Origin of the sequence: Nocardia sp. NPDC052316 (assembly GCF_044547795.1) — a bacterium.
In the GTDB taxonomy this organism is placed as follows: domain Bacteria; phylum Actinomycetota; class Actinomycetes; order Mycobacteriales; family Mycobacteriaceae; genus Nocardia.
In genome coordinates this window covers 534,400-553,859 of record NZ_JBIUBB010000003.1, presented here as the reverse complement: position 1 = coordinate 553,859, position 19,460 = coordinate 534,400, and the positions used below count along the sequence as shown (strand labels likewise).

General features: G+C 68.3%; 18 protein-coding genes and 1 pseudogene. 5 read left to right on the top strand and 14 right to left on the bottom strand.

From position 1 onward, the window contains the following. Nucleotides 1–396: 396 nt before the first annotated feature. Both rpsT and ACIHA7_RS15245 read left to right on the top strand, forming a co-directional pair. Complete coding sequence (gene rpsT / locus ACIHA7_RS15250; RefSeq protein ID WP_397289678.1) at nucleotides 397–657, top strand: 30S ribosomal protein S20; 261 nt, start codon at nucleotides 397–399, stop codon at nucleotides 655–657. A 165-nt stretch (nucleotides 658–822) separates the two neighbouring features. Continuing rightward, nucleotides 823–1,074: a hypothetical protein gene (locus ACIHA7_RS15245; RefSeq protein ID WP_397289676.1), complete on the top strand. Its 252-nt coding sequence runs from the start codon at nucleotides 823–825 to the stop codon at nucleotides 1,072–1,074. Here the strand turns inward: ACIHA7_RS15245 and ACIHA7_RS15240 are convergent. Beyond that, nucleotides 1,058–1,996, bottom strand: coding sequence for a helix-turn-helix domain-containing protein (locus ACIHA7_RS15240; RefSeq protein ID WP_397289674.1), 939 nt, complete (start codon nucleotides 1,994–1,996; stop codon nucleotides 1,058–1,060). The two genes, ACIHA7_RS15245 and ACIHA7_RS15240, sit on opposite strands and share 17 nt — an antisense overlap. Nucleotides 1,997–2,120: 124 nt before the next feature. Here ACIHA7_RS15240 and ACIHA7_RS15235 point away from each other — a divergent pair, with 124 nt between their 5' ends. The 3 genes from ACIHA7_RS15235 (at nucleotide 2,121) to ACIHA7_RS15225 (ending at nucleotide 4,322) form a co-directional block, all read left to right on the top strand. Then, nucleotides 2,121–3,191, top strand: a complete 1,071-nt coding sequence (locus tag ACIHA7_RS15235; RefSeq protein ID WP_397289672.1) for an aldo/keto reductase — start codon at nucleotides 2,121–2,123, stop codon at nucleotides 3,189–3,191. 165 nt (nucleotides 3,192–3,356) lie between these two features. After that, on the top strand, nucleotides 3,357–3,608 hold the full coding sequence (locus ACIHA7_RS15230) for a DUF2798 domain-containing protein (RefSeq protein ID WP_107654851.1): 252 nt from the start codon (nucleotides 3,357–3,359) through the stop codon (nucleotides 3,606–3,608). Between the two features lie 81 nt (nucleotides 3,609–3,689). Then, entirely contained in the window at nucleotides 3,690–4,322 is a 633-nt protein-coding gene (locus tag ACIHA7_RS15225; protein WP_397289670.1) for a maleylpyruvate isomerase family mycothiol-dependent enzyme, read from the top strand. A gap of 134 nt (nucleotides 4,323–4,456) precedes the next feature. Here ACIHA7_RS15225 and ACIHA7_RS15220 read toward each other — a convergent pair. From ACIHA7_RS15220 to ACIHA7_RS15160, 13 genes and pseudogenes are all read right to left on the bottom strand, one after another. Continuing rightward, a pseudogene (locus tag ACIHA7_RS15220) lies at nucleotides 4,457–5,722 on the bottom strand (LCP family protein); the annotation flags it as partial. A gap of 313 nt (nucleotides 5,723–6,035) precedes the next feature. Then, a complete protein-coding gene (gene holA / locus ACIHA7_RS15215) occupies nucleotides 6,036–7,004 on the bottom strand; it encodes a DNA polymerase III subunit delta (protein ID WP_397289668.1) in 969 nt (322 codons plus the stop codon). A 143-nt stretch (nucleotides 7,005–7,147) separates the two neighbouring features. After that, nucleotides 7,148–7,462, bottom strand: coding sequence for a type II toxin-antitoxin system PemK/MazF family toxin (locus ACIHA7_RS15210; protein ID WP_397289666.1), 315 nt, complete (start codon nucleotides 7,460–7,462; stop codon nucleotides 7,148–7,150). Then, complete coding sequence (locus tag ACIHA7_RS15205; RefSeq protein WP_397289664.1) at nucleotides 7,459–7,722, bottom strand: hypothetical protein; 264 nt, start codon at nucleotides 7,720–7,722, stop codon at nucleotides 7,459–7,461. Before ACIHA7_RS15205 ends, ACIHA7_RS15210 begins: the two co-directional genes overlap by 4 nt. 64 nt (nucleotides 7,723–7,786) lie before the next feature. Next, nucleotides 7,787–10,165 carry a ComEC/Rec2 family competence protein gene (locus ACIHA7_RS15200; RefSeq protein WP_397289662.1) on the bottom strand — a complete coding sequence of 793 codons (2,379 nt, stop codon included), beginning with the start codon at nucleotides 10,163–10,165 and terminating at the stop codon, nucleotides 7,787–7,789. Between the two features lie 143 nt (nucleotides 10,166–10,308). Then, entirely contained in the window at nucleotides 10,309–11,217 is a 909-nt protein-coding gene (locus tag ACIHA7_RS15195) for a helix-hairpin-helix domain-containing protein (protein WP_397290771.1), read from the bottom strand. Between the two features lie 381 nt (nucleotides 11,218–11,598). Beyond that, complete coding sequence (locus tag ACIHA7_RS15190) at nucleotides 11,599–12,441, bottom strand: DegV family protein (RefSeq protein ID WP_397289660.1); 843 nt, start codon at nucleotides 12,439–12,441, stop codon at nucleotides 11,599–11,601. Nucleotides 12,442–12,444: 3 nt separating this feature from the next. Further along, nucleotides 12,445–13,140, bottom strand: a complete 696-nt coding sequence (gene octT / locus ACIHA7_RS15185) for a diglucosylglycerate octanoyltransferase (RefSeq protein ID WP_397290769.1) — start codon at nucleotides 13,138–13,140, stop codon at nucleotides 12,445–12,447. Between the two features lie 439 nt (nucleotides 13,141–13,579). Further along, the gene (locus ACIHA7_RS15180) at nucleotides 13,580–14,239 is read right to left on the bottom strand and encodes a histidine phosphatase family protein (RefSeq protein ID WP_107654842.1); all 660 of its coding nucleotides are present in this window, start codon (nucleotides 14,237–14,239) and stop codon (nucleotides 13,580–13,582) included. Nucleotides 14,240–14,288: 49 nt separating this feature from the next. Then, nucleotides 14,289–14,705 (bottom strand): ribosome silencing factor, encoded by a 417-nt coding sequence (gene rsfS, locus ACIHA7_RS15175; RefSeq protein WP_397289657.1) that lies wholly within the window; start codon nucleotides 14,703–14,705, stop codon nucleotides 14,289–14,291. A 26-nt stretch (nucleotides 14,706–14,731) separates the two neighbouring features. Continuing rightward, nucleotides 14,732–15,373: a nicotinate-nucleotide adenylyltransferase gene (gene nadD, locus ACIHA7_RS15170; protein WP_107654840.1), complete on the bottom strand. Its 642-nt coding sequence runs from the start codon at nucleotides 15,371–15,373 to the stop codon at nucleotides 14,732–14,734. Between the two features lie 47 nt (nucleotides 15,374–15,420). After that, a complete protein-coding gene (locus ACIHA7_RS15165; RefSeq protein WP_397289654.1) occupies nucleotides 15,421–17,559 on the bottom strand; it encodes a hypothetical protein in 2,139 nt (712 codons plus the stop codon). A gap of 3 nt (nucleotides 17,560–17,562) precedes the next feature. Then, a complete protein-coding gene (locus tag ACIHA7_RS15160; protein WP_397289652.1) occupies nucleotides 17,563–19,413 on the bottom strand; it encodes an HSP90 family protein in 1,851 nt (616 codons plus the stop codon). Nucleotides 19,414–19,460 lie beyond the last annotated feature (47 nt).

The following is a 19,460-nucleotide window of genomic DNA, read 5'->3' as shown; positions in this document are numbered from 1 at the left end:
CTGCCCGCCTCTCGAGTATTCAGGCAATACAAGTCACTCGCTTTTCGAACGCTACGCGCCCGGTGTACCTGCGACAACGATCTCGGCAGCGTGTCTTCGGGCCGGACGAGCGGTCGCCACAAGACCTCGCGAATTCGGTCCGCGCCGCAGCATGACCTCATCGACCAGCCAACGCGACGCACAGTCCCCGGTAGGCTGCCCCACCGGCCCGCCTGGTCGAACATGTCATCGAACGCGTCGGCGCAGCGCCCTACGACGGTGCTGATTTCGTGCCCCGAGCGGCGGCTGGTATTCTCGACCTTCGGCGTTGCGTTACCCGTTTATCGAGGGTGCGACGCACGCGCAGGAACTTTTCCAGCACAGACCACTCAGCGACAGGAACACGAGGAAACAGGCGTGGCCAACATCAAGTCCCAGTTGAAGCGGATCCGTACCAACGAGGAAGCGCGCAAGCGTAACCAGTCGGTGAAGTCCTCGCTGCGCACCGCGATCCGCAGCTTCCGGGAAGCTGCCGCGGCCGGCGACAAAGAGAAGGCCGCCGCGCAGCTCCAGTTCGCGAGCCGCAAGCTCGACAAGGCTGCCTCGAAGGGCGTCATCCACGCCAACCAGGCCGCCAACAAGAAGTCGGCCCTCGCGCTGGCTCTGAACAAGATCTGATTCCCCCGGTACCGATCCGGTACCGCATGCTTGTGACGCAGCCGCCGTGGCCTCGACGACCACGGCGGCTTTTGTCGTACACATAGCCCGGTCAGCGCCCTGTTCGGCAGCGAGGATTCCGGATCGGCCCACAGCCTGTCGGAGGTTCCAGCTACCATTCGGCGCATGGTTACCGTTTACGCCAATCAGACTGTGGTCCGTGGCGAGGATCTGCCCGACGTGATCCGGGCCGCCGAGGTCCTTGGCATCGGGGTGAAGATCGAGAACGTGATGGTTCCCATCGACGATGAGGGCTCGTACTCGTTGGAGTGGGTTGTCACGCGAGACGACGAAGTACCCGTGTACGACGACTGGGAGGGCCGATACGAGGAGTCGGAGGAAGAGGACGAGGAGCTAGTGCTCAGCTCGGTGGAGTGAGCTCCGCCGCGGCCGTCCGATCGGCCAACGGCGCCGGATCGGCCATGAGCCGGTCCAGCGCCGTCTGCGAATCCGCGTCGGCCGCCCGATAGATGATGATGCGCTGGTCCGGATCCTGCACCGGCATCAACACCTCGTAATTGACCACCAGCCGCCCGACGATCGGGTGCCGCAGCGGTTTCGCGCCGCGGCCCTGCACCCGCACGTCGTGCCTGGCCCAACCCTCCTCGAACTCCGCGCTGCGTGCGGTGAACTCCGCGATCAGGTCGCCGAGCACCTGATCGTCCGGATGGGCCGCCCAGGCCGCACGCAGGTCCGCGACCCCCTCACGGATGATCCGCTCCCGCTCCACGTAGAACTCGCGCATGCTCGGCTCCATCAGGCACAGCCACATGGAGTTGCGCTGGCGCGGCGGCACCGTGTCGAAGTCGATGATCAGCCGCGACATCTCCGGATTCCAGGCCAGGATGTCGTAGCGATGGTTGATCAGCATCGCCGGTAGCGGCGACAGATCCCGCACCAGCATGGCCAGCGCGGGCGCGGGCACGGTGGCCGGTTTCCCGGCGTTCGGCTGCCGCTGCCTGGCCAGATCGAACAGGTAGGCCCGTTCGTCGGCGTTCAGCCGCAGCGCCCGCGACAAAGCCTCCAGTACCTCGGCGGACGGGCGCAAGCCACGTCCCTGCTCCAGCCGGACGACGTAGTCGGTGCTGACTCCGGCCAGCTCCGCCACTTCCTCGCGCCGCAGCCCCGGCGTGCGCCGCGCCTGCCTGCGCGGCGGTAACCCGAGGTCAGCTGGTGTCAGGCGCTCTCGTCGGTCGCGCAGGAAGGCCGCCAATTCCTGGGTGGGATCGGTGGCGCTCGCCGATCCGCGGCCGCCGTGCCCCGAGTTCGCGCCGTCTGTCGCATTCACCATTCCGGTCATCACCGTCGATATTACGGCTGCCTAGGACTGGCTTTCCCAGGAAAAACCTTCCCTTACCCCGCCTGCCGCGCCGCTGAAGACTGGGTTTGCTCACCAATGAAGCAGCAACGACAAGGAGCTGGACATGTCCGGAGTCCGTACCCTCGACACCTACCGGCTGCTCGGCCGCTCCGGTCTTCGGGTGTCTCCGCTGTCCCTCGGCACGATGACCTTCGGCGCCGACTGGGGCTGGGGCGCCGATAAGGACGAGGCCCGCAAGATCTTCGACACCTATGTGGAGCGTGGCGGAAACTTCGTCGACACGGCAAGCCAGTACACCAACGGCACCTCCGAGCAACTTCTCGGCGAATTCACCGCAGACAATCGCGAAAGCCTGGTGCTGGCAACGAAATACACCATGTTGCGGCGCCAGGGTGACCCCAATTCCGGTGGGAACCACCGCAAGTCGATGTTCGCCTCGGTCGAGGCGAGCCTGCGCAAGCTGAACACCGACTACATCGATCTGCTGTACCTGCACGCCTGGGACTTCATGACCCCCGTCGACGAAATCCTGCGCGGCATGGACGATCTCGTGCGTTCGGGCAAGGTGCTCTACGTCGGCATCTCCGATGCGCCCGCCTGGCAGGTGGCCCGCATGCAGACCATCGCCGACCTGCGTGGCTGGTCACCGCTGATCGCGCTGCAGATCGAGTACAGCCTGATCGAGCGCACCGTCGAACGCGACCTCATCCCGATGGCTCGCGAACTCGGCCTCGGTGTGATCCCGTGGTCGCCGCTCGGCAGCGGCGTGCTCACCGGCAAGTACACCCGTGACGACCTGACTCACCAAGAAGCGAGCGACGTCGAGGGCACTCGCAAGAACGTCGCGGCCGCGCAGGGCGCGCTCACCGAGCGGTCACTGTCCATCGCCGACGTGGTCACCGACGTCGCCACCGAGTTGGGCAAGACGCCCGCGCAGGTCGCGTTGGCCTGGACGCTGCGCAATCCCGGCGTGACCTCGCCCATCATCGGTGCCCGCACCGCCGCCCAGCTGACGGACAACCTCGGCGCGCTCGAGGTCGAGTTCGACACCGCACAGCTGGCCCGGCTCGAGCAGGCCAGCGCCATCGAACTCGGCTTCCCGCACGACATGCTGGCGCGGCCGATGACCCGCGGCGTCGTCTCCGGCGACCTGAAGATCGAAGCCCGCGCCTGACCAATCGGTACCCGCGGCGGCGCGAGCACGGCTTGCGCCGCCGCGGACGGCTGTCCTATGCTCGGCGCCGCGACATCCTGTCGCCGTAAGCGTTCACGTCAACCAACGCACCGGCCCCGCCGTCCCGGCGGCGCCGTTGCCTGACGAACACTTACGGAGCGACCGATGAACTCTCGCAACACCTTCGGCAAGCTGCCCGCCCGGTATTCCGCGGTGATCCTGCCGATGCTGCTGTCCATTCTGATGACCTGCATCGTGTCCCTGATCAGCACGCTGATGAGCGACGGGCTGGCGGTGGGCGTCTGGTTGCGGTCCTGGGCGGTGTCCTGGCCCATCGCCTTTCCGACGCTGCTGCTCGTGCTGCCGCTCGTCCGCAAGGTCACGGCCGCCCTGGTCCAACCCCCGCAGCAGGCATAACACCTACTTTCGGGCAGTGCGATGAAATTCCGTGGTTCGGGTCGTCGATACCGGTGACGACACCGAACCCGGAGGAACACAGTGGACCGAGATCAGATCCAGGCGTGGGTAACCGCCGAAAGGCTCTCGCTGGCCGACTTCTTCGACGGCCTCGATGAGCACGAATGGCGCGTGGAGTCACTGTGTGCCGGCTGGAACGTGCACCAGGTACTTGCCCACGTCTCGCTGTCCAGCAAGGTCGGCCTGCGGGAAACGCTGGTCGGTGTCATCAAGGCCCGTGGCGATTGGGATGCGATGACCGACAAGTTGGCTCGCGATCGCGCTGCCCGGTTCACGCCCGCCGAGTTGATCGCGCAAGTGCGTGAATCGGCCGGATCGACGCACCGGGCACCTGGGGCGAGCCCGATAGATCCGTTGGTGGACATGATGATTCACGGACAGGACGTCGCACGACCGCTCGGCCGGGTGCGGGACGTGCCGATCGAGCAGGCGTGCGCGGCACTCGACCATGTGCGAAACAATATTTTCTACGGTTCGCGCAAGCGGTTGCGTGGGATTCGACTGGTCGCCACCGACGCGGAGTGGGCGGGCGGTGACGGACCCGAGGAGATCCGGGGACCGGTCAGCGATCTGCTGCTTGTCGCAACGGGACGGAAGGCGGGGCTTGCGGCGTTGACCGGGTCGGGGGTCGAGCGGGTCACTGCCGCTATGTGAGGCACCGCTGCCGCATGGCGCATCGTTCTTGTCGCACAGGATATTTGGGTATGCAGGAGATCAATCTGTAGAGATGTCCGAAGCGGATGGCGTCGGGCAGGCGGTGCAGCTCAGTTGACGCAGGGGATGGTGTCGCCGGCGATGGTGGAAGCGACCGGCGCACCGACATCCGGTGTGGGCGTTGCTGTTCCGGCGGGCGGGTCGGTGGTCTGCAGCGTCGGCGGGCGGGTCGATTTGAACAGCGCCACAGCGGGATCCGGGTCGCCGAACGCGGCGCGAACCTCGCGGCGAATCGCTGCCGGGTCGATGATGTTGACGTCCTGGCCGTCGATGGTGTCGTAGCGCAGCACCGGCAAGGTACGGAACTCGACGACCGGGTTCTCGGACGAACCGAGGGTGCGCAGGAAATCGGTGACGTTCCAGCCGTCGGACAGCACGATATTGCGGTGGGCAACATCCATCAGCGCGGACAGCTTGCCGACATCGGTGAACGTGCCCGCCTTCCGCAGATCGCGGGCCACCGAGGTGAGAAAGGCCTGCTGGCGGTGGGTCCGATCGAGGTCGCCGTTCTCCAGACCGTGCCGCTGCCGGACGAACGCCAGCGACTGCGCCGGGTCGAGCCGCTGCCTGCCCGCCGGGAAATCGGCGCCGGAGTAGTAGCTGTCGTTCACCGGCTTGTTGAGACAGACGTCGACCCCGCCCAGCGCCTTGGCCAAGTCGTAGAAACCTGCCAGCGTGACCTCGCCGAATCGATCGATCGGCACACCGGTCAGGTCGCGCACCGCCTGCACGATCGATGCCCGCCCGGCCTCGCGTCCCGCCCGCTCCAGCGCCTTGCTGTCGGTCACGCCCTGGCTGATCAGTTGATCCTGCACCGCCGCTTTCCTCAGGCCGTACGCTTCCTTGATCTTCACATCGGTGTAGCCGGGGATGCCGGTGACCTTGACGTAGTCGTCACGCGGAATCGACACGGCGACAATCTTTTTCATGTCCGCGGGGATGTGTACCAGGATCAGCGTGTTCGCGTTGTACCCACCCTCTTCGCCGTCGCCCGCGTGCAGTTGGTCCAGGATCTCCTTCGGCAGGTCGTTCCCGGCCTGATCCTTCCGAGTGTCCAGCCCGATCAGCAGTACGTTCGTATCGCCGGCCAGCGACCGCGGCGCATCCACACCCAACGCCGCAGACCTGGTAAATCCTCGATCGAAACGCCCCTCGGTCGCCCAGCCGACCGCGGTCCCCGCGAGCACCGCCATCGAAACACCTCCGGCCAGCACCTTCAGCACGGTTCGCCCGATCCGCCGCTCCGGCTGCCGATGCGCACCGCCCTGGCGGCGACCGCGTCGTACACGGCCCCGCCGGGAATTATCGACCGGAAAGACCGGTGGTGTTCGCTCGTCCATAACTGATTCCAGTTTGACACGAACGATTAGCCGACAATTGGCTCAACTCTGCGCGTAACCGCTGGCCAGAACGCCGCAGGCCACTCGGAAGCTCGCTGGCGGGTGCCGATCCGAGATCAGACAAACCTCATCTGACGTCGCGATCTGGTGCAGCTACGTCGCGTATCCAGCAACTGTTCCTGCTTTGCGGCACGCCGACTCCCGTCCACTGAGTTCTCCCCCACATGTGCCACAGCACACAACCAGCATCCCTCGATCGGTCGGCTGGCTCGACCTCGCGCCCGACCAAAGTTCAGGGATCGAGCGGCTCGCGCTATCCGGCCGCGTGCAGGTCGAGGATTTGGGTCAATGCGTGTTCGAGCGCGTAGTTCGAGTCGGCGGCGCCACCCTTGACGTCGGCGTTCAGGGCCGCGACCACCTGGAGGGCGGAGCCGATGGTGGCGGGGGTCCAGTTGCGGGCCTGCGCTTGAGCTTTCTTGACCTTCCAAGGTGGCATGCCCAGTTGCTGCGCGAGTTTGAACGGGTCGCCACGGCCTGCGGAACCGACGCGGGCGATCGTGTGCACCGAGTCGGCGAGGGCGTCGGCGAGCAGGACGTGGGCGACACCGCGGTCGTTGGCCCAGCGCAGCGCCTCCATCGCGCCGGAGCGGTCGCCTGCCACCGCGAGATCGGCCACGTCGAAACCGGAGACCTCGGCTTTGCCCGAGTAATAGCGGTGCACGGCGGCGACGTCGATCTTGCCGCCCGTGTCGGCGACCAGCTGCGAGCAGGCGGCGGCCAGCTCGCGCAGTTCGGATCCGACAGACTCCAGCATCGCCTGCACCACGTCGCCCGCGACGCGTACTCCGGCGTTGCGGAATTCGCCGCGCACGAACTCCACGCGTTCGGCCGCCTTGGTCACCTTGGCGCAGTCGTGCACCACAGCACCGGCTTTCTGCAGCGCGGGCACCAAGGCCTTGGCCCGTCCGCCACCCGAATGCAGCACCACCAGCACCACGCCCTCGGGCGGATCGCCGGCGGCGGCGGTGATCACCGCGACCGCGTCTTTACCCGCCTCGGCCGCCGACTCCAGGATGATCACCCGATCCTCGGCGAACAGCGACGGACTCAACAGCTCGGCCAACTCCGCCGTGCTGGCGTCGCCCGCCCGCATCCGATCGACCGGCACCGCATCGGCATCCGGCGCGAGCGCCCGCACCTGCGCGGTCACCTCCGCGACCGCCCGCTCGACCAGCAGCTCCTCGTCTCCCAGCACGAGGTGCAGCGCAGGGCGCTCGGTCATGACATCACCTCGCCGACGCTCGCCTCCGCCACACGCCTGTGCACGCCGGGTCGATGGTCCTCTCGCTGACGCTCGCTGCGCTCGGTCACGGCAGCGATCCTACGGTCCCCCACCGACACCCCCACCCCTCAGGTTCCGCGTGTTCACCGCGCACCGCGCAGAACCCGGCAACTCGCGTCGACGGCACGCCTGGTCAACTCCGGATCGAGTTGATCGAAGCGTTCACCCACGTGAGTGCGCGGTAGCCACTGCAGCCGGTCGGCGAGCGCCACCCCGAACGGGGTTTCCACGGCCGTACCGAAAGGCGTTGCCCGGTAGCGAGTCCCGGTCTCGATCTCAGCCACCACGACGGTCGGACCCGCTGCCTCGTTGTACTCGTCACTCGAAATGATCAGGTACAACTCACGTTCACCGGTCAGCGGCGAAGGGTCGGAGAGGTAGACGTCGCCCTGTCTCATACCGGACCGCCGGCGCGTCGCTCCGCCTTCCAGGTGGCGAGACCGTCGCGGACCGCGCGCGATTTCCGTACGAGACGCCCGGGGTCCGCGGCCTCGGCGGCGTTCACCATGCGAGCGTGCTCCTCGAACTCTCGCCGGAGCAGCTTCTCCTCGATCGCCTTCGCGGCGAACGCGGTGAGGGTGATGCCGTCGGTCTCGGCGGCCAGTTTGGCCGCCTCTACCAGATCTTCACGTAACCGCATGTTCACGGGCTTCGTCACGCCTTCCAGGTTACTTGCTTCTGCACAGGTTGCATTACGATCTGCTTTACAGCTTGTAGGGCGCTCACCGCGATGTCGCTATCCGCAGTTCCTGCCCTCCACCCAGCACGAGCACGTCTCCTCGCTGGTCGGTACGCGCCACGGTTGTGCCGATGGCGGATAGCTCTGTGAGGATTTCGGGGTTCGGATGTCCGAAGGTGTTGTCGGAGCCCACGCTGATCACGGTTAGTCGCGGTTGTACTGCGGCGAGGAATTCCTTTGTGGTGGTTCGGGATCCGTGATGTGGGAGTTTCAGAATGTCGGCGTGTAGCGAGATGCCGGTGTGCAGTAGTGCACGTTGCGCGGGGGCTTCGATGTCTCCGGTGAGCAGGATTCGTCCTGCTGCCGTGGCTGCCGCCAGGACGACCGAGCGGTCGTTGGCTTCTTCGGCCTCGGCACCTGGGGTCGGTCGTAGTCCATCCATCATGGGGGCGAGGACCTCTAATTCGACTGTGCCGAAACGAAATAGCTGTCCGGCCGACAACTCCATGATCGGGATCTCCGCATCCTCGGCCATGGCTATCACGTGCGCAAGCCCTTCTCCGTGTCCTCGCCGCTGCGCCGCTTCGCTCGGCGATGGCTCGCGATCAGCCGACGCCGACCGGACATCTCCGGCGATCGACGCGCTGCGGGTATCCGGTTTCAGCGCACCGAGCTCATGCACCCCCACCGCCACGGCGGCCACGGCACGTCCATCCAGCGCGCCGCTGATACCGCCGATGTGGTCGGCGTGCGGATGCGTCAGCACGAGCAACTCGATCCGCGATATGTGCAGTCGGTCCAAACAGTTCCGGATCGGCCGCGGCTCCGGCCCGACGTCGATGACCACCGCGGCACCGTCACCGATCGACAGCGCGAGCCCGTCGCCCTGGCCGACATCGCAGGCAGCCAGCACCCAGCCGCTGGGTGGCCAGCCGGGATGCCAGATTCGCACCGGGATCAGCACCACCGCCACGCCGAACGCCACGGTCAGGAGCACCCTGCGGAGGGCGGCGAAGCGCAACGCGATGATGACCGCGGCGACGACTATGCAGGCGACGATTCCGCCGAACACTCCACCGGGCACCCCGATAGACGCGCCGGGCACATCGGCCGCGCGTTCGGCGACGAACAGCAGCCACCACATCGGCGGTGCGGTACAACGCAGGACGAGTTCGGCGAGCGGCGACCAGACGCAGGACAGCACCGCGCCGAATGCTCCGATGATCGTTATCGGCGCGATGACGGGCGCAACCAGCACATTCGCAATGATCGCCACCAGGCTGAGCTGCCCGTCCAGCGCGACCATGAGCGGCGTGGTGACGACGAACGCGCCCACCGCCACCGCCACGATCTCGGCGGGCACGCGCCGCCAACCCCGCGCCCGCAGCCAGTCGGCCCAACTCGGTGCCAGCAGGATCAACCCGGCGGTCGCGCACACCGACAGGGCGAAGCCGACGGAGACCGCGAGACCCGGCCACACGGCGAGCAGCCCGATGACCGCCGCACAGAGCGCGGGCAGCGCCTGCTTACGACGCCCGGTTACCAAGGCCAGCAGCGTGATCGCGCCCATCGCCCCGGCGCGCAGCACACTCGGATCGGGCCGCGCGATGATCACGAACAGCACCAACGCCGCGCCCGCGACCAGTGCTCCGGTCCGCGGACCGAGGGTCAGCGCCCGCACCATCAGCAGCACCGCTCCGAGCAGGATCGTGAAATTAGCGCCGCTGACCACACACAAATGACCCAAACCTGCGACATCGAACTCTTCACGAAGCTCGTCGGACAGGGCGGAGGTGTCTCCGTCGACCAGCGCGGGTAGCAACCCCGCTGGTTCCTCGGGCAGTGCCCGGCCTGTCGCGATCGCGAAATCCGTACGGATCGAATGGGCTACGCGTTGCCACCACGGCAAGGCGCCGACAACCCGCGGTGGCCCCTGGGCCAGCAGCGTCGCCACTGTGAGATCACGACCCCGGGGTCGATCGACTCGCGCCTGGAACTCGACCGCCTGTCCGGGCAGCAACTCCGCCCATGCTTCGCCAGACGCGAGCACCACCACCGTGCCACCGGTCCGCACTGTCGTCGCGCCGAAGCGGTACTCGTCCAGACCTGCCCGCACAACCCACCGGCTTCCCCCGAATGAACTGCTGCGCACCGGCTTCGGATCATCGCTGGGCGTCACGACCACCCGCAGCGAAATCCCCGCCACGGCCCGCAGTGGATGCGTCGCCACCCGATGTTCCCGCCACGCCGCGGCCACCGCGAACCCGCCCGCCAGCAGCACCGCGGCCAACGCCGTCACCGCGACGGCCCGGTGCCGCTCCCTCGGATGCGCCATCGCCGACAGCAGCAGCACCCACAACCCGATCGCCAGCGCGACCAACGCCACCGCAAGCCACAGTCCGGCAAGCCACCCGGCCGTCACCGCCACAATCGTTGCCCCCCAACAACACAACGCCGCGGGCAACAGCCGAGCATCGAGCACCTGCACCTCGCCATCGGCGTTATCCCGTTCCGTAACCTGCTCGCGTCCCCTGGACATTCGCCGCTCGCTCCGGTCCACCGAGCTCATACCTTCACCAGCTCGCGCAGCCGGGACAGCCGTGCGGGACCGATGCCGTCGACTTGGCCGAGCTGAGCGACGTCGGTGAAGCGTCCGTGGGTGGTGCGCCACGCGACAATGGCTTTGGCGGTGACCGGCCCGATGCCGGGGAGTGCGTCGAGTTCGGATTCTGTCGCGGTGTTGAGGTCTACCCGGCCCGATGGTGTGGGCGGATGCGCGGCTCCGGATGGTGCGGCCGAAGGGCGGGCACCCGAGTTGATGGTCGCGCTGCCGAGTTGTGGCGGGCCGGGGTTCGGGCCGGATGGGCCGACGAGTACCTGGTCACCGTCGAGCAGTCGCTGGGCCAGGTTGAGTCCGGCGAGGTCGGCGCCGTCTTGTGTGCCACCGGCCGCCGCGAGGGCGTCGGCGACGCGGGAACCGGCGGGCAACCGCACCAGACCGGTGCGCTGCACCAAACCGACGACGCTGACCACCAATTCGGCGTCCGCCGACCCGGGTTCGGCAGGCGCCGGTGCAGCAGCCGCCGAGGCGGCCTCACTCCGCGGCACCGCACCCGACAAGCGCGCGACGGCGGGATCCGTGGTCGTCCGCACCGCGGGCACCGGTGGCACCGGCCGGGCCACGGGCCGCTCGCGAAATATCACTACGACGGCTATCGCCATCGCCACCACGCCGACCAGTAGCAGTGTGCACATCCCGCGGCGTCCCGGATCAAGCCGCATGCCCCGAAACCGCTCCGGCACAATCCGATCCCGCCATCCGGCGGTGACGGGCTCGTCCAGCCACCCCGGCGAACGCACCTCACCATCGCCCGCATCGTCATCCGACGGCAGCTCTGCCAGATCCCACCGTCCGGGACGTGCGATACCGACGTCCGATCGGTCATGCGCCGATTCGCCGGGCCCACCCGACATCCGCGGCGCCGCGGGCAGCGCACCCGCCAACTGCGCGCGGCGACCGCCGAGGGGATGCGCGGCTTCGGCCGCGCCCGCGATTCCCGTCCGGCTGGCGCCGACGCGGCAGGTCAGTTCGCTCATCCGGCGCCGGATCCGTTCGCGTTCGTCCTGTCGTGGCATGGGGGCGACGGTAGTTCCGGGTGGCGCCGAAAGATCGTGGCCGACCAGGCAATTCGCCCGCGCTGTTGACAACTACCGGGGTGTGCACAACTCGCCGACGGCTCACGGATCGGTCGGGCGTGGCGCTGCGCGAAGCCCATCCGCCCGTTACCGAACGGAACATGACGGCGGGTGTAACCGGTGTGTCGCGCCCCTATCTCCCGTTCGGCGCAACGATCGCTAGGCGCAGCCGCCGGGGAGGACCAGGACGCCTACTGCCCCGACGCCTAGGTGGATGCCTAGGGCGGGTCCGAATTCGGCGACGATCAGTTCGCGGATGCCGGGGACCAGGTCCCGGAGTTGGTTGGCGACGGTCTGTGCCGCGTCTTCGGCGCCCAGGTGCTGTACGGCCACGGCCGCGCCGTCTTCACCCGCCGCATCGACCGCTGCCGCAACAAGTTTCGCGAAGGCCTTGGACCGAGTGCGGACCTTCTCCCGAAGTTCCAGCCGCCCCTCGACGATCTGCAAGAGCGGCTTGGTGACCAGCTCGCTGCCGAAAAACGCGGCGGCAGAACTCAATCGACCACCCCGGCGCAACTGTTCGGTGCGGTTCACCAGGATGAACGTGCGCGCGCGACTGGCAGCCGCGACCGCGGTGTCGTACACGACATCCAGCGACGCCCCACCTTGCGCCCGGCGCGCGGCGGCCAGCACCGGAAGTCCGGTGGCCAGACCCGCGCCGAGCGAGTCGACGAGCCGGACCCGGTCGGCGGCGTCCATGTCGCGAACGGCCTGCCTGCCCGCTTCCCACGTTCCGGAGAGCTGGCGCGAAATGTGCACCGCGACAACACCATCGCCGCCGCTGAGCTCCCAGGCCTGTTCGTATACGGCGCGCAGCTCACCGGGCGAGGCCGCCGACGTGGTCACCGTGTCGGAGGCGTAGTCGATGTCGATGGGGTCGACGCCCTCGCGGATCGCGCGGTCACCGATCAGCACATGCAGTGGTACGACGGCGATATCGAGCTCGGCGGCGAGTTCGGCGGGGAGGCTGGCCGACGAATCGGTCACGACCACGACGGCCACGGACTACCGAACCTCCTGCAAGGTCTTCACCATCGCGTTGGCCACGGCCGTATGTCCGGCCCAGCCCCAGTGGATGCCGTCCGGGTTCGCATCACCGGAGAAGATGTTGTCGCGCACCGCTTCACCGAGGTCGACCAGCGGCACCGAGGTCCGCGCCGACCAGGCCCGCAGCGCCTTGACGGCGGGCTCCCGCCCGGAATGCACGCGCCCGTAAGCCTCGCAGTTGTGCACCGACGGCAGCACCGCGACGAACGGCAGGTCGGGCCGCAGGTGCGCCAACGCTTCCCGCGACTGCTCCAGGTAGTCGACGCTCACCTTCGGCGGAAGTGCCACGGGCCGACCGAGTTTCGACAGCTTGGGCTGCAACCAGGTGTAGGTGGCCCGGACGCGGCGGCGCAGCGCGGGCGGGCGCACATAGCGGATCAGTTCACGCAGCGCGGTCGGCAGCGGTGAGGGCAGCGTGTCCATGCCGCCGACCGCGAACACCACGGCGCCCGCGCGCGGCACGGCCGCCCACACCCGAGGGTCACCGATCAACGCCCAGTAGGCATCCCGGCAGGTCCAGCCGATCCGCCCGACCACCTCGACATCCCAATCCAGCTCGGCCCCAACGAGGTTCGGCCAGATCCGCGGATGATCCGCGGGCAGCCCGCCCTTGGGCCCGAAGTAGGACAACGAGTCCGCGATCACCAACAGCACGGGCCGCGCGGCGGCGGCGACCTCCGCCGAGGCGACAGCGTCGGCGGCGGCGTCGACCGACTCGCCCTCCGACGCGGGGTCGGCGGCGGCGGACTCCGTAGTCGCCACACTCGACTCGGTTTCGACTGCGATGGATTCCGTAGTCGCCGCGCCCGAGTCGACCGAAGCAGTCGAGGCGACCGCCGTAGCGGACGCTGCCGCGCTCGGAGCGGAAGCACCCTCGGCTACCCGCTCGGGCGGCGGCGGATCGACCGAGCTGGCCGGCGCGGAACCCTCGGGTTCGGCGGGCGCCTCGCCCTCGTCCGTGCCCGACTCAGCGGCTTCGGGCTCCGCCGCCGGGGGTGCCGGGGGCGGGCCGAACAGCGCGTCCGGGATCGAACGTTCCGGTTTGGCCGACGCCTTACGGAACAGTTCGTCCGGCACCTGCCGAATCGGGTCTTCAGAGGACATCCGGGGCCACCTTCGCCGATGCGTTCCACACGTCAAGGCGCCAGCCGGGCTGGTCGATGCTCGGACCGTGACTGCTGAGCTGCACCCAGCTGGTGTTGGCCAGTCCACCGAGGACGGGCCAGTTCGCTGGCGGCAGATCGAGCAGCGCGGCCGTGAGGCCGGCGATCAGCCCGCCGTGCGCCACCAGGATGATAGTCCGGCCGGGCCAGTCCTGCCGTTCGACGAGCAGTTCCCGCACCACCGGCAGTGACCGCGCGCCGACCTCGAGTTTGCTCTCCCCGTTCGGCGGCCGGAAGGTGGCGTCGAGCCGCCAGGCCTTGCGCGCGCCGGGATAGTCGGCGTCGACCTCGAGGTGGGTGAGCCCCTCCCAGTCGCCGAGATCGGTTTCGCGCAGTCGCGGGTCCGGCACCACGTCGAGCGAGGTGTGATCGGCCAGTGCGGAGGCGGTCTCGAAGGCGCGGCGCAGGTCCGAGGAGATGATGGCTATCGCATTGCGCGAAACCAGTTCGCGCGCGGCTTCTTTCGCCTGACGACGACCGAGCTCGGTGAGATCGGTGTCGATCTGACCCTGCATCCGGTCGGCGGCATTCCATTCGGTCTGCCCGTGGCGCAGCAGGATCAGGGTGCGCACGCCGGCGTACTTACTCACGGTCGCGCCTTTCTGACGCTCGACGCTGACTTACCGACAACTCGCTCGTTCACTCGGCATCGCTCTCCGCGGCACCGTTCACCGCCGCCGCCCGCGCCTCGGGTGTGCCGAGTCCGTCCACCGGCACCACCGGGCAGTCCTTCCACAACCGTTCCAGCGCATAGAAATTGCGCTCCTCGTTGTGCTGGACGTGCACCACGACGTCGACATAGTCGAGCAGCGCCCAGCGGCCCTCGCGGGTCCCCTCGCGCCGGACCGGCTTGTGCCCGGCGTCGCGCAGTTTGTCCTCGATATTGTCGACGATGGCGTTCACCTGGCGCTCGTTCGGCGCGGACGCGATGACGAAGCAGTCGGTGATCACCAACTGCTCGGACACATCGAGCACCACCACGTCGAGTGCCAATTTCTCGTCCGCCGCCAAGGCCGCGATCTGCGCGATCTGCACCGACTCCACAGACGCACTCATGCTTGCCCCCCGCTACGCTCGCTCACTCAGCTACCTTCCGCTCCTGCGGGCACATAAAGGTGCCGCTTGGATATGTACTGCACCACGCCATCGGGGACGAGGTACCACACCGGCCGATTCTCGGCGGCGCGGCGACGGCATTCGCTCGACGAGATCGCCAACGCCGGGATCTCGACCATGGTCACCGCATCGGCCGGAAGATCACGCAGATGTTCCTCGAGATGATCGGTATTCAGCTCGTACCCCGGACGGCTCACCCCGACAAACCTCGCCAGTTCGAACAGTTCGGCCCAATCCTGCCATGTCAGGATGTTGGCCAGCGCATCCGCTCCGGTGATGAAGTACAGCTCGGCGTCGGGGTGCTTGCTGCGCATCTCCCGCAGCGTGTCGACGGTGTAGGTGACCTTGCCGCGGTCGATGTCCGCGCGACTGACCGAGAAACGGGGGTTCGAGGCGGTCGCGATCACGGTCATCAGGTAGCGGTCCTCCGCCGGACTGACCTGTTTATCCGCCTTCTGCCAGGGCTGACCGGTGGGAACGAAGATCACTTCGTCGAGCTCGAACCGATTCGCGACCTCGCTGGCCGCGACCAGGTGACCGTGGTGGATGGGGTCGAAGGTGCCGCCCATCACGCCCAGTTTGCGGCCGCGCCGACCTGTCTCTTGCATGAGTGCCGAGCTTAACCGGTCGGCTCCGCGCGGCCGGGAGCGGCAAGCTACTCCCCCGCCACCCAGTCCCGGTCTTCGGCGTCCATCATTTCTCCCAGCTCCCGGCGTGCCCTGGCGAGTTCCTCGGTGATCTCGGTGCTCGGCGAGCGGCCGTCCAGTTCGGCCAACTCGGCGATCAGCGCCTGCATCGCCGCGAACCACGGTCGGCCCGGCCCCGCCGCGGATCCCCACAGCTGCAACCACGCCGCCGAGCGCACGCACCGAGCCCGCGACACCACGTCCCCGAGTTCGCCGAACAGCTCGGCCGCCCGCTGATAAGCGGCCACCGCTGCCGCGTCGTGATCGGAGTAGTCCAGTGCGGAGGCCGCCGACATGGCGAGCCGGGCGTGCAGGGCGCGACGTTCGGGGTCGTGCTCCACCAGCTGGGCGCCGAGGGCGAACTGCCGGGCGGCGGCGTCGTAGCGGTGCAGTGCGTTCAGCGACTCGCCGAACTGGGCGCGGACCGCGGCCAGTTCAGCGGGTGGATAAGGCACCCCGTTCGCCGCCAAGGCCTCCTCGAAGAGCGCGACGGCCTCGCCGTGCCGCCGAGCGCGATGGAAGGCGCGCGCCGCGATCACGGTGTGGTGCAGCAGGTCCGGCTCGGACAACCCTTCCCACCGAGCGGCCGCGCGGACCGCCGCGTCCGCCAGGTCGAGTTCGCGATCCGGCTGTCCGGCGATCGCGATGACCAATTGCGAGCTGACTCGCGCCAGGTGTTCCGCGGGCAGCACACCGGACCCGATCGTCAACGCTTCGCGCAGTCGAGCTTCCGCCTGTTCCGGGGCGTCGGCCAGCCGGGCGGCGCCGAGCTCGCCCAACCGCTGCGCTTCGCTTCGCCGGTCCGCTTCGGAGGTGACGTCCTCAGCCCACTCGCCGGAACTCGGCACCACAGTTCGGCTCCCACCGGTGGCTACAGCGGAACCCGTGGCCGGAGCAATACCGCTCCCAGTAGCGGTGCTGACCGTCAGCGCTACACCGCTCCCAGCGCCACGCGCCGACGAAACAGCGCCACCTGCCCCCGGGTCTTCACCACCGCAACCCGCCACCGACGTCCCCGGCAAGCGATTCCGCAATCCCAGCGGAAGTCGTTCCAGCAGCGGCTGTCTCGCCAGCCGAGCGGTGACCTCGGTGCTCACCGCAGCATTCCCGTTCCGGATATCGTACCGAGCACACAACCCCGCGATCTCCGTATCCAGCTCCGCCAGTAGCGAATTCACCGTCCCGTCCGCGATCGGCACATAGCCGAGGCCGAGGGTGTCGAGCCGGCGCAGCAGCACACACACGCCGGTGATGAACGCGAGCCGGGCACCGGCGTCCGCGCCGGGATCGGTGAGCCAGCCGACGTGCTCGGCCAGGATCTCGAGCCCGCGTCCTTCGTTGCCGGTCAGCGCACAGAACTCGATGTGTAACGCGACCGACGGCCGCAGGCTGTCGTTGTGCCGGACCAGCGGGTACCCGGTCAGGTGCGCGCCACGCGCCTCGGCGACCCGTCCGGTGCGCAGCAGTGGGAGCAGAGCCTGCGCGAGTACTCGGTGCGGCTCTTCCGCGCAGACCCGATCACCCTCGATGACCGGCTGCCAGTGCGCGAGCGCACCGGCATCGTCACCCAAAGCCGCCCGGCCCGCGCCCCATTCGTTGCTCTCGCAGGCATCGCAGTCCGACATCCCGTCGCGCGGTGCCGCCAACGCCTGCTCGTGCAGCTGCGCACCGTGCTCGGCGTCGCCCAGCTTCCTGGCCAGTTCGGCGCGCAGCGCGAGCACCGGCCGCAGGCTGTAACCGCGCTGGCGGTAGCGGTTTTCGAGCTCGTCGAACCATCGGTAGACCGTCGTCGGCGGCACCGCGGGATTGTCGATCAGCCCCCAGGTCATCCACTTGAGGTACCAGTGCACCGAGTGCGTCAGCACGCCGAGCTCGGCGGGGAACTCGTCGTAGATCCGCAGCAACCTGCCGTAGGCGACCGGCGCCAGATCGCGCTCGCCCGCATAGGTGTAGGACGAGGCGAGCTCGAGCAGCACCCGACCTTCGAGCTGCCGGTCGGTGCCCGACTTCGCCGCCGCCGCAAGCATTTCCAGCCGCTCGACGCGTAGTCGGCCGTGCGGCAACGAGTAGACCTGCGCGAGCGCCTCATTGATCTCGGCGGTATCCACTTGTCACTCCGTCTCTTCGCCGGTGCCCGCGGCACGTTGCGTCGCCCAGCTGAGGAACTCGCCGAAGGCGCGGTTGAGCAGCGCCGTGTCGGCCGCGCGCAGCGGGCGGTGGGTCATCAGCAGTGCCTGCCCGTACAGCGACTCCACCGCCGTCTTCAGGAAGGCCGGATCGCCGATCCGGGCCAGCCTGCGCACGACCGGGCTGTGATGGTTCAGCACGAGTTGGGCGCGCGGCGCCGCGGCGTCCAGCGCGCCGAGAATCTCGGTCCACAGCTCGTCCGCGCCGAGCGCCGTCTCGACCCTGGTGCGCTCGTTGCGCGCGCCGCGGTCGTCCAGGTACAGCGCGGGCACCGAAACAGGATGAAAGGCACGGACTATCACGTCACACGACAGTGGATCCAGCACCGCGCGAGCAATGGAGAGCACCGGCGTCAACGCCAGCTCATCGGCGGGGTCGATCGGGTCGAGCGCGGCCGCGATGGCGGCGGTATCCAGGTCGATCACTTCGACGCCGGGCAGCAGCCGCGGCAGCAGCGCCACCAGCTCACGGTCGTAGGCGTAGCCGCCGTTGACGATCCCGATCCCCTGCGCGGCAGCGGTCGAGGCCACCTGGCGGAACTCCTCCACCGACGCGGTCACCCGGACGACCGGGTGCTTGCGCGCGAACTCGGTCAGCGGCAGCGGACCGTCGGTGGTCTCGAAGCTCAAGTGCGGCAGCATGATCCGGAACAGCTCCGGCGAATGCCTCGCCATCGCCTTCACCCCGAGGGAGTGCACCGCGAGGAACGCCGCCAGCCGCTGCGGCTGTTCGGCCGCGATCTCGGTGAGCCAGTCGCGCACTCGATCGCCGAGCACCTCACGGACGATGGCCAGCCGTTCGTCCTCGTAGAGCCCCTCCCGAGACGCCGTCGGCCGCAACGAGTCGGTGTCGATCACACAGCGCACGAAGAATGCCCAGTCCGGCAGCACGCCGCGCACCGCGTCGCCGAGCAGCATGCCCTTGAGGTACACCCGATGCGCGCTGCTCTCGGCCGGATTACCCGGCTGCGCAAGCACATACGCGACACCGCTCACGCCGGCCAGTTCCGCGTCCAGGTCGATGACGTCGAGCGGCGCGAAGCCGAGCACGCGCTCACCGAACTCGAGCAGAGCCGCACGGCGCTCGACGGCGGACGGGTATTCGCGATGCCACACCGCCGGTCCATCGGTGACCGGCACGATGAGGCCGTCGGACTCGACCGTCACCGCATACGGCAGCAATGACCCGTACTCACGGGCGAGTTCGATCACCCGGCGCGCGCCGAACCACGACTCCGCGCCGACCCGTGGCGTCAGGTGCACCGTGGTGCCGGGCTCGGGGTATTCCGCCGGTTCCAGCAGACGCACCGAGTAGGTGCCGTCCGCGGCGGCCAGCCACTCGACCGGCGCGGCCGCGGCGTCGTCGGCCGAGCGGGTGACCACCCGGATCGTCTCGGCCACGGTGAAGCAGGCCAGCAGTCCGATGCCGAACTGCCCGAGGAATTCGCGTCGCGCGCCCTCGATGTCGTCTCGCTTCGACGATCGGCCGATGGTCGCCAGGAAGCGGTGCACGTCCGCCTCGGTCAGTCCGATGCCTGGGTCGGCGATCCGCAGACCGGTCTCGTCGATGCAGATCCGAATCGCGGTGGGCGCCAACCGGTCTCGCCGGGCGCGGGCGGTGACGGCATCCACCGCGTTCTGCAGTAGTTCACGCAGATACACCCGTGGACTGGAGTACAGGTGGTGAGAGAGTAAATCGACGATCCCCCGCAGATCCACCTGGAACGTATAGCTGTCCTCCACCGCCGCCACACCATTGGGCGCTCTCTCCACCATGGTGGGCAATCCTCGCCGCAGCGCCCAATGGTTCGCTTAACGAACGC

Coding starts and splice junctions, on each gene's coding strand:
- ACIHA7_RS15210 (WP_397289666.1), bottom strand. CDS start 7,462: ATGAGACAGGGCGACGTCTACCTCTCCGACCCTTCGCCGCTGACCGGT.
- nadD (WP_107654840.1), bottom strand. CDS start 15,373: ATGCAAGAGACAGGTCGGCGCGGCCGCAAACTGGGCGTGATGGGCGGC.
- ACIHA7_RS15235 (WP_397289672.1), top strand. CDS start 2,121: ATGTCCGGAGTCCGTACCCTCGACACCTACCGGCTGCTCGGCCGCTCC.
- holA (WP_397289668.1), bottom strand. CDS start 7,004: ATGACCGAGCGCCCTGCGCTGCACCTCGTGCTGGGAGACGAGGAGCTG.
- ACIHA7_RS15240 (WP_397289674.1), bottom strand. CDS start 1,996: ATGACCGGAATGGTGAATGCGACAGACGGCGCGAACTCGGGGCACGGC.
- ACIHA7_RS15195 (WP_397290771.1), bottom strand. CDS start 11,217: ATGTCGGGTGGGCCCGGCGAATCGGCGCATGACCGATCGGACGTCGGT.
- ACIHA7_RS15160 (WP_397289652.1), bottom strand. CDS start 19,413: ATGGTGGAGAGAGCGCCCAATGGTGTGGCGGCGGTGGAGGACAGCTAT.
- ACIHA7_RS15230 (WP_107654851.1), top strand. CDS start 3,357: ATGAACTCTCGCAACACCTTCGGCAAGCTGCCCGCCCGGTATTCCGCG.
- ACIHA7_RS15245 (WP_397289676.1), top strand. CDS start 823: ATGGTTACCGTTTACGCCAATCAGACTGTGGTCCGTGGCGAGGATCTG.
- rsfS (WP_397289657.1), bottom strand. CDS start 14,705: ATGAGTGCGTCTGTGGAGTCGGTGCAGATCGCGCAGATCGCGGCCTTG.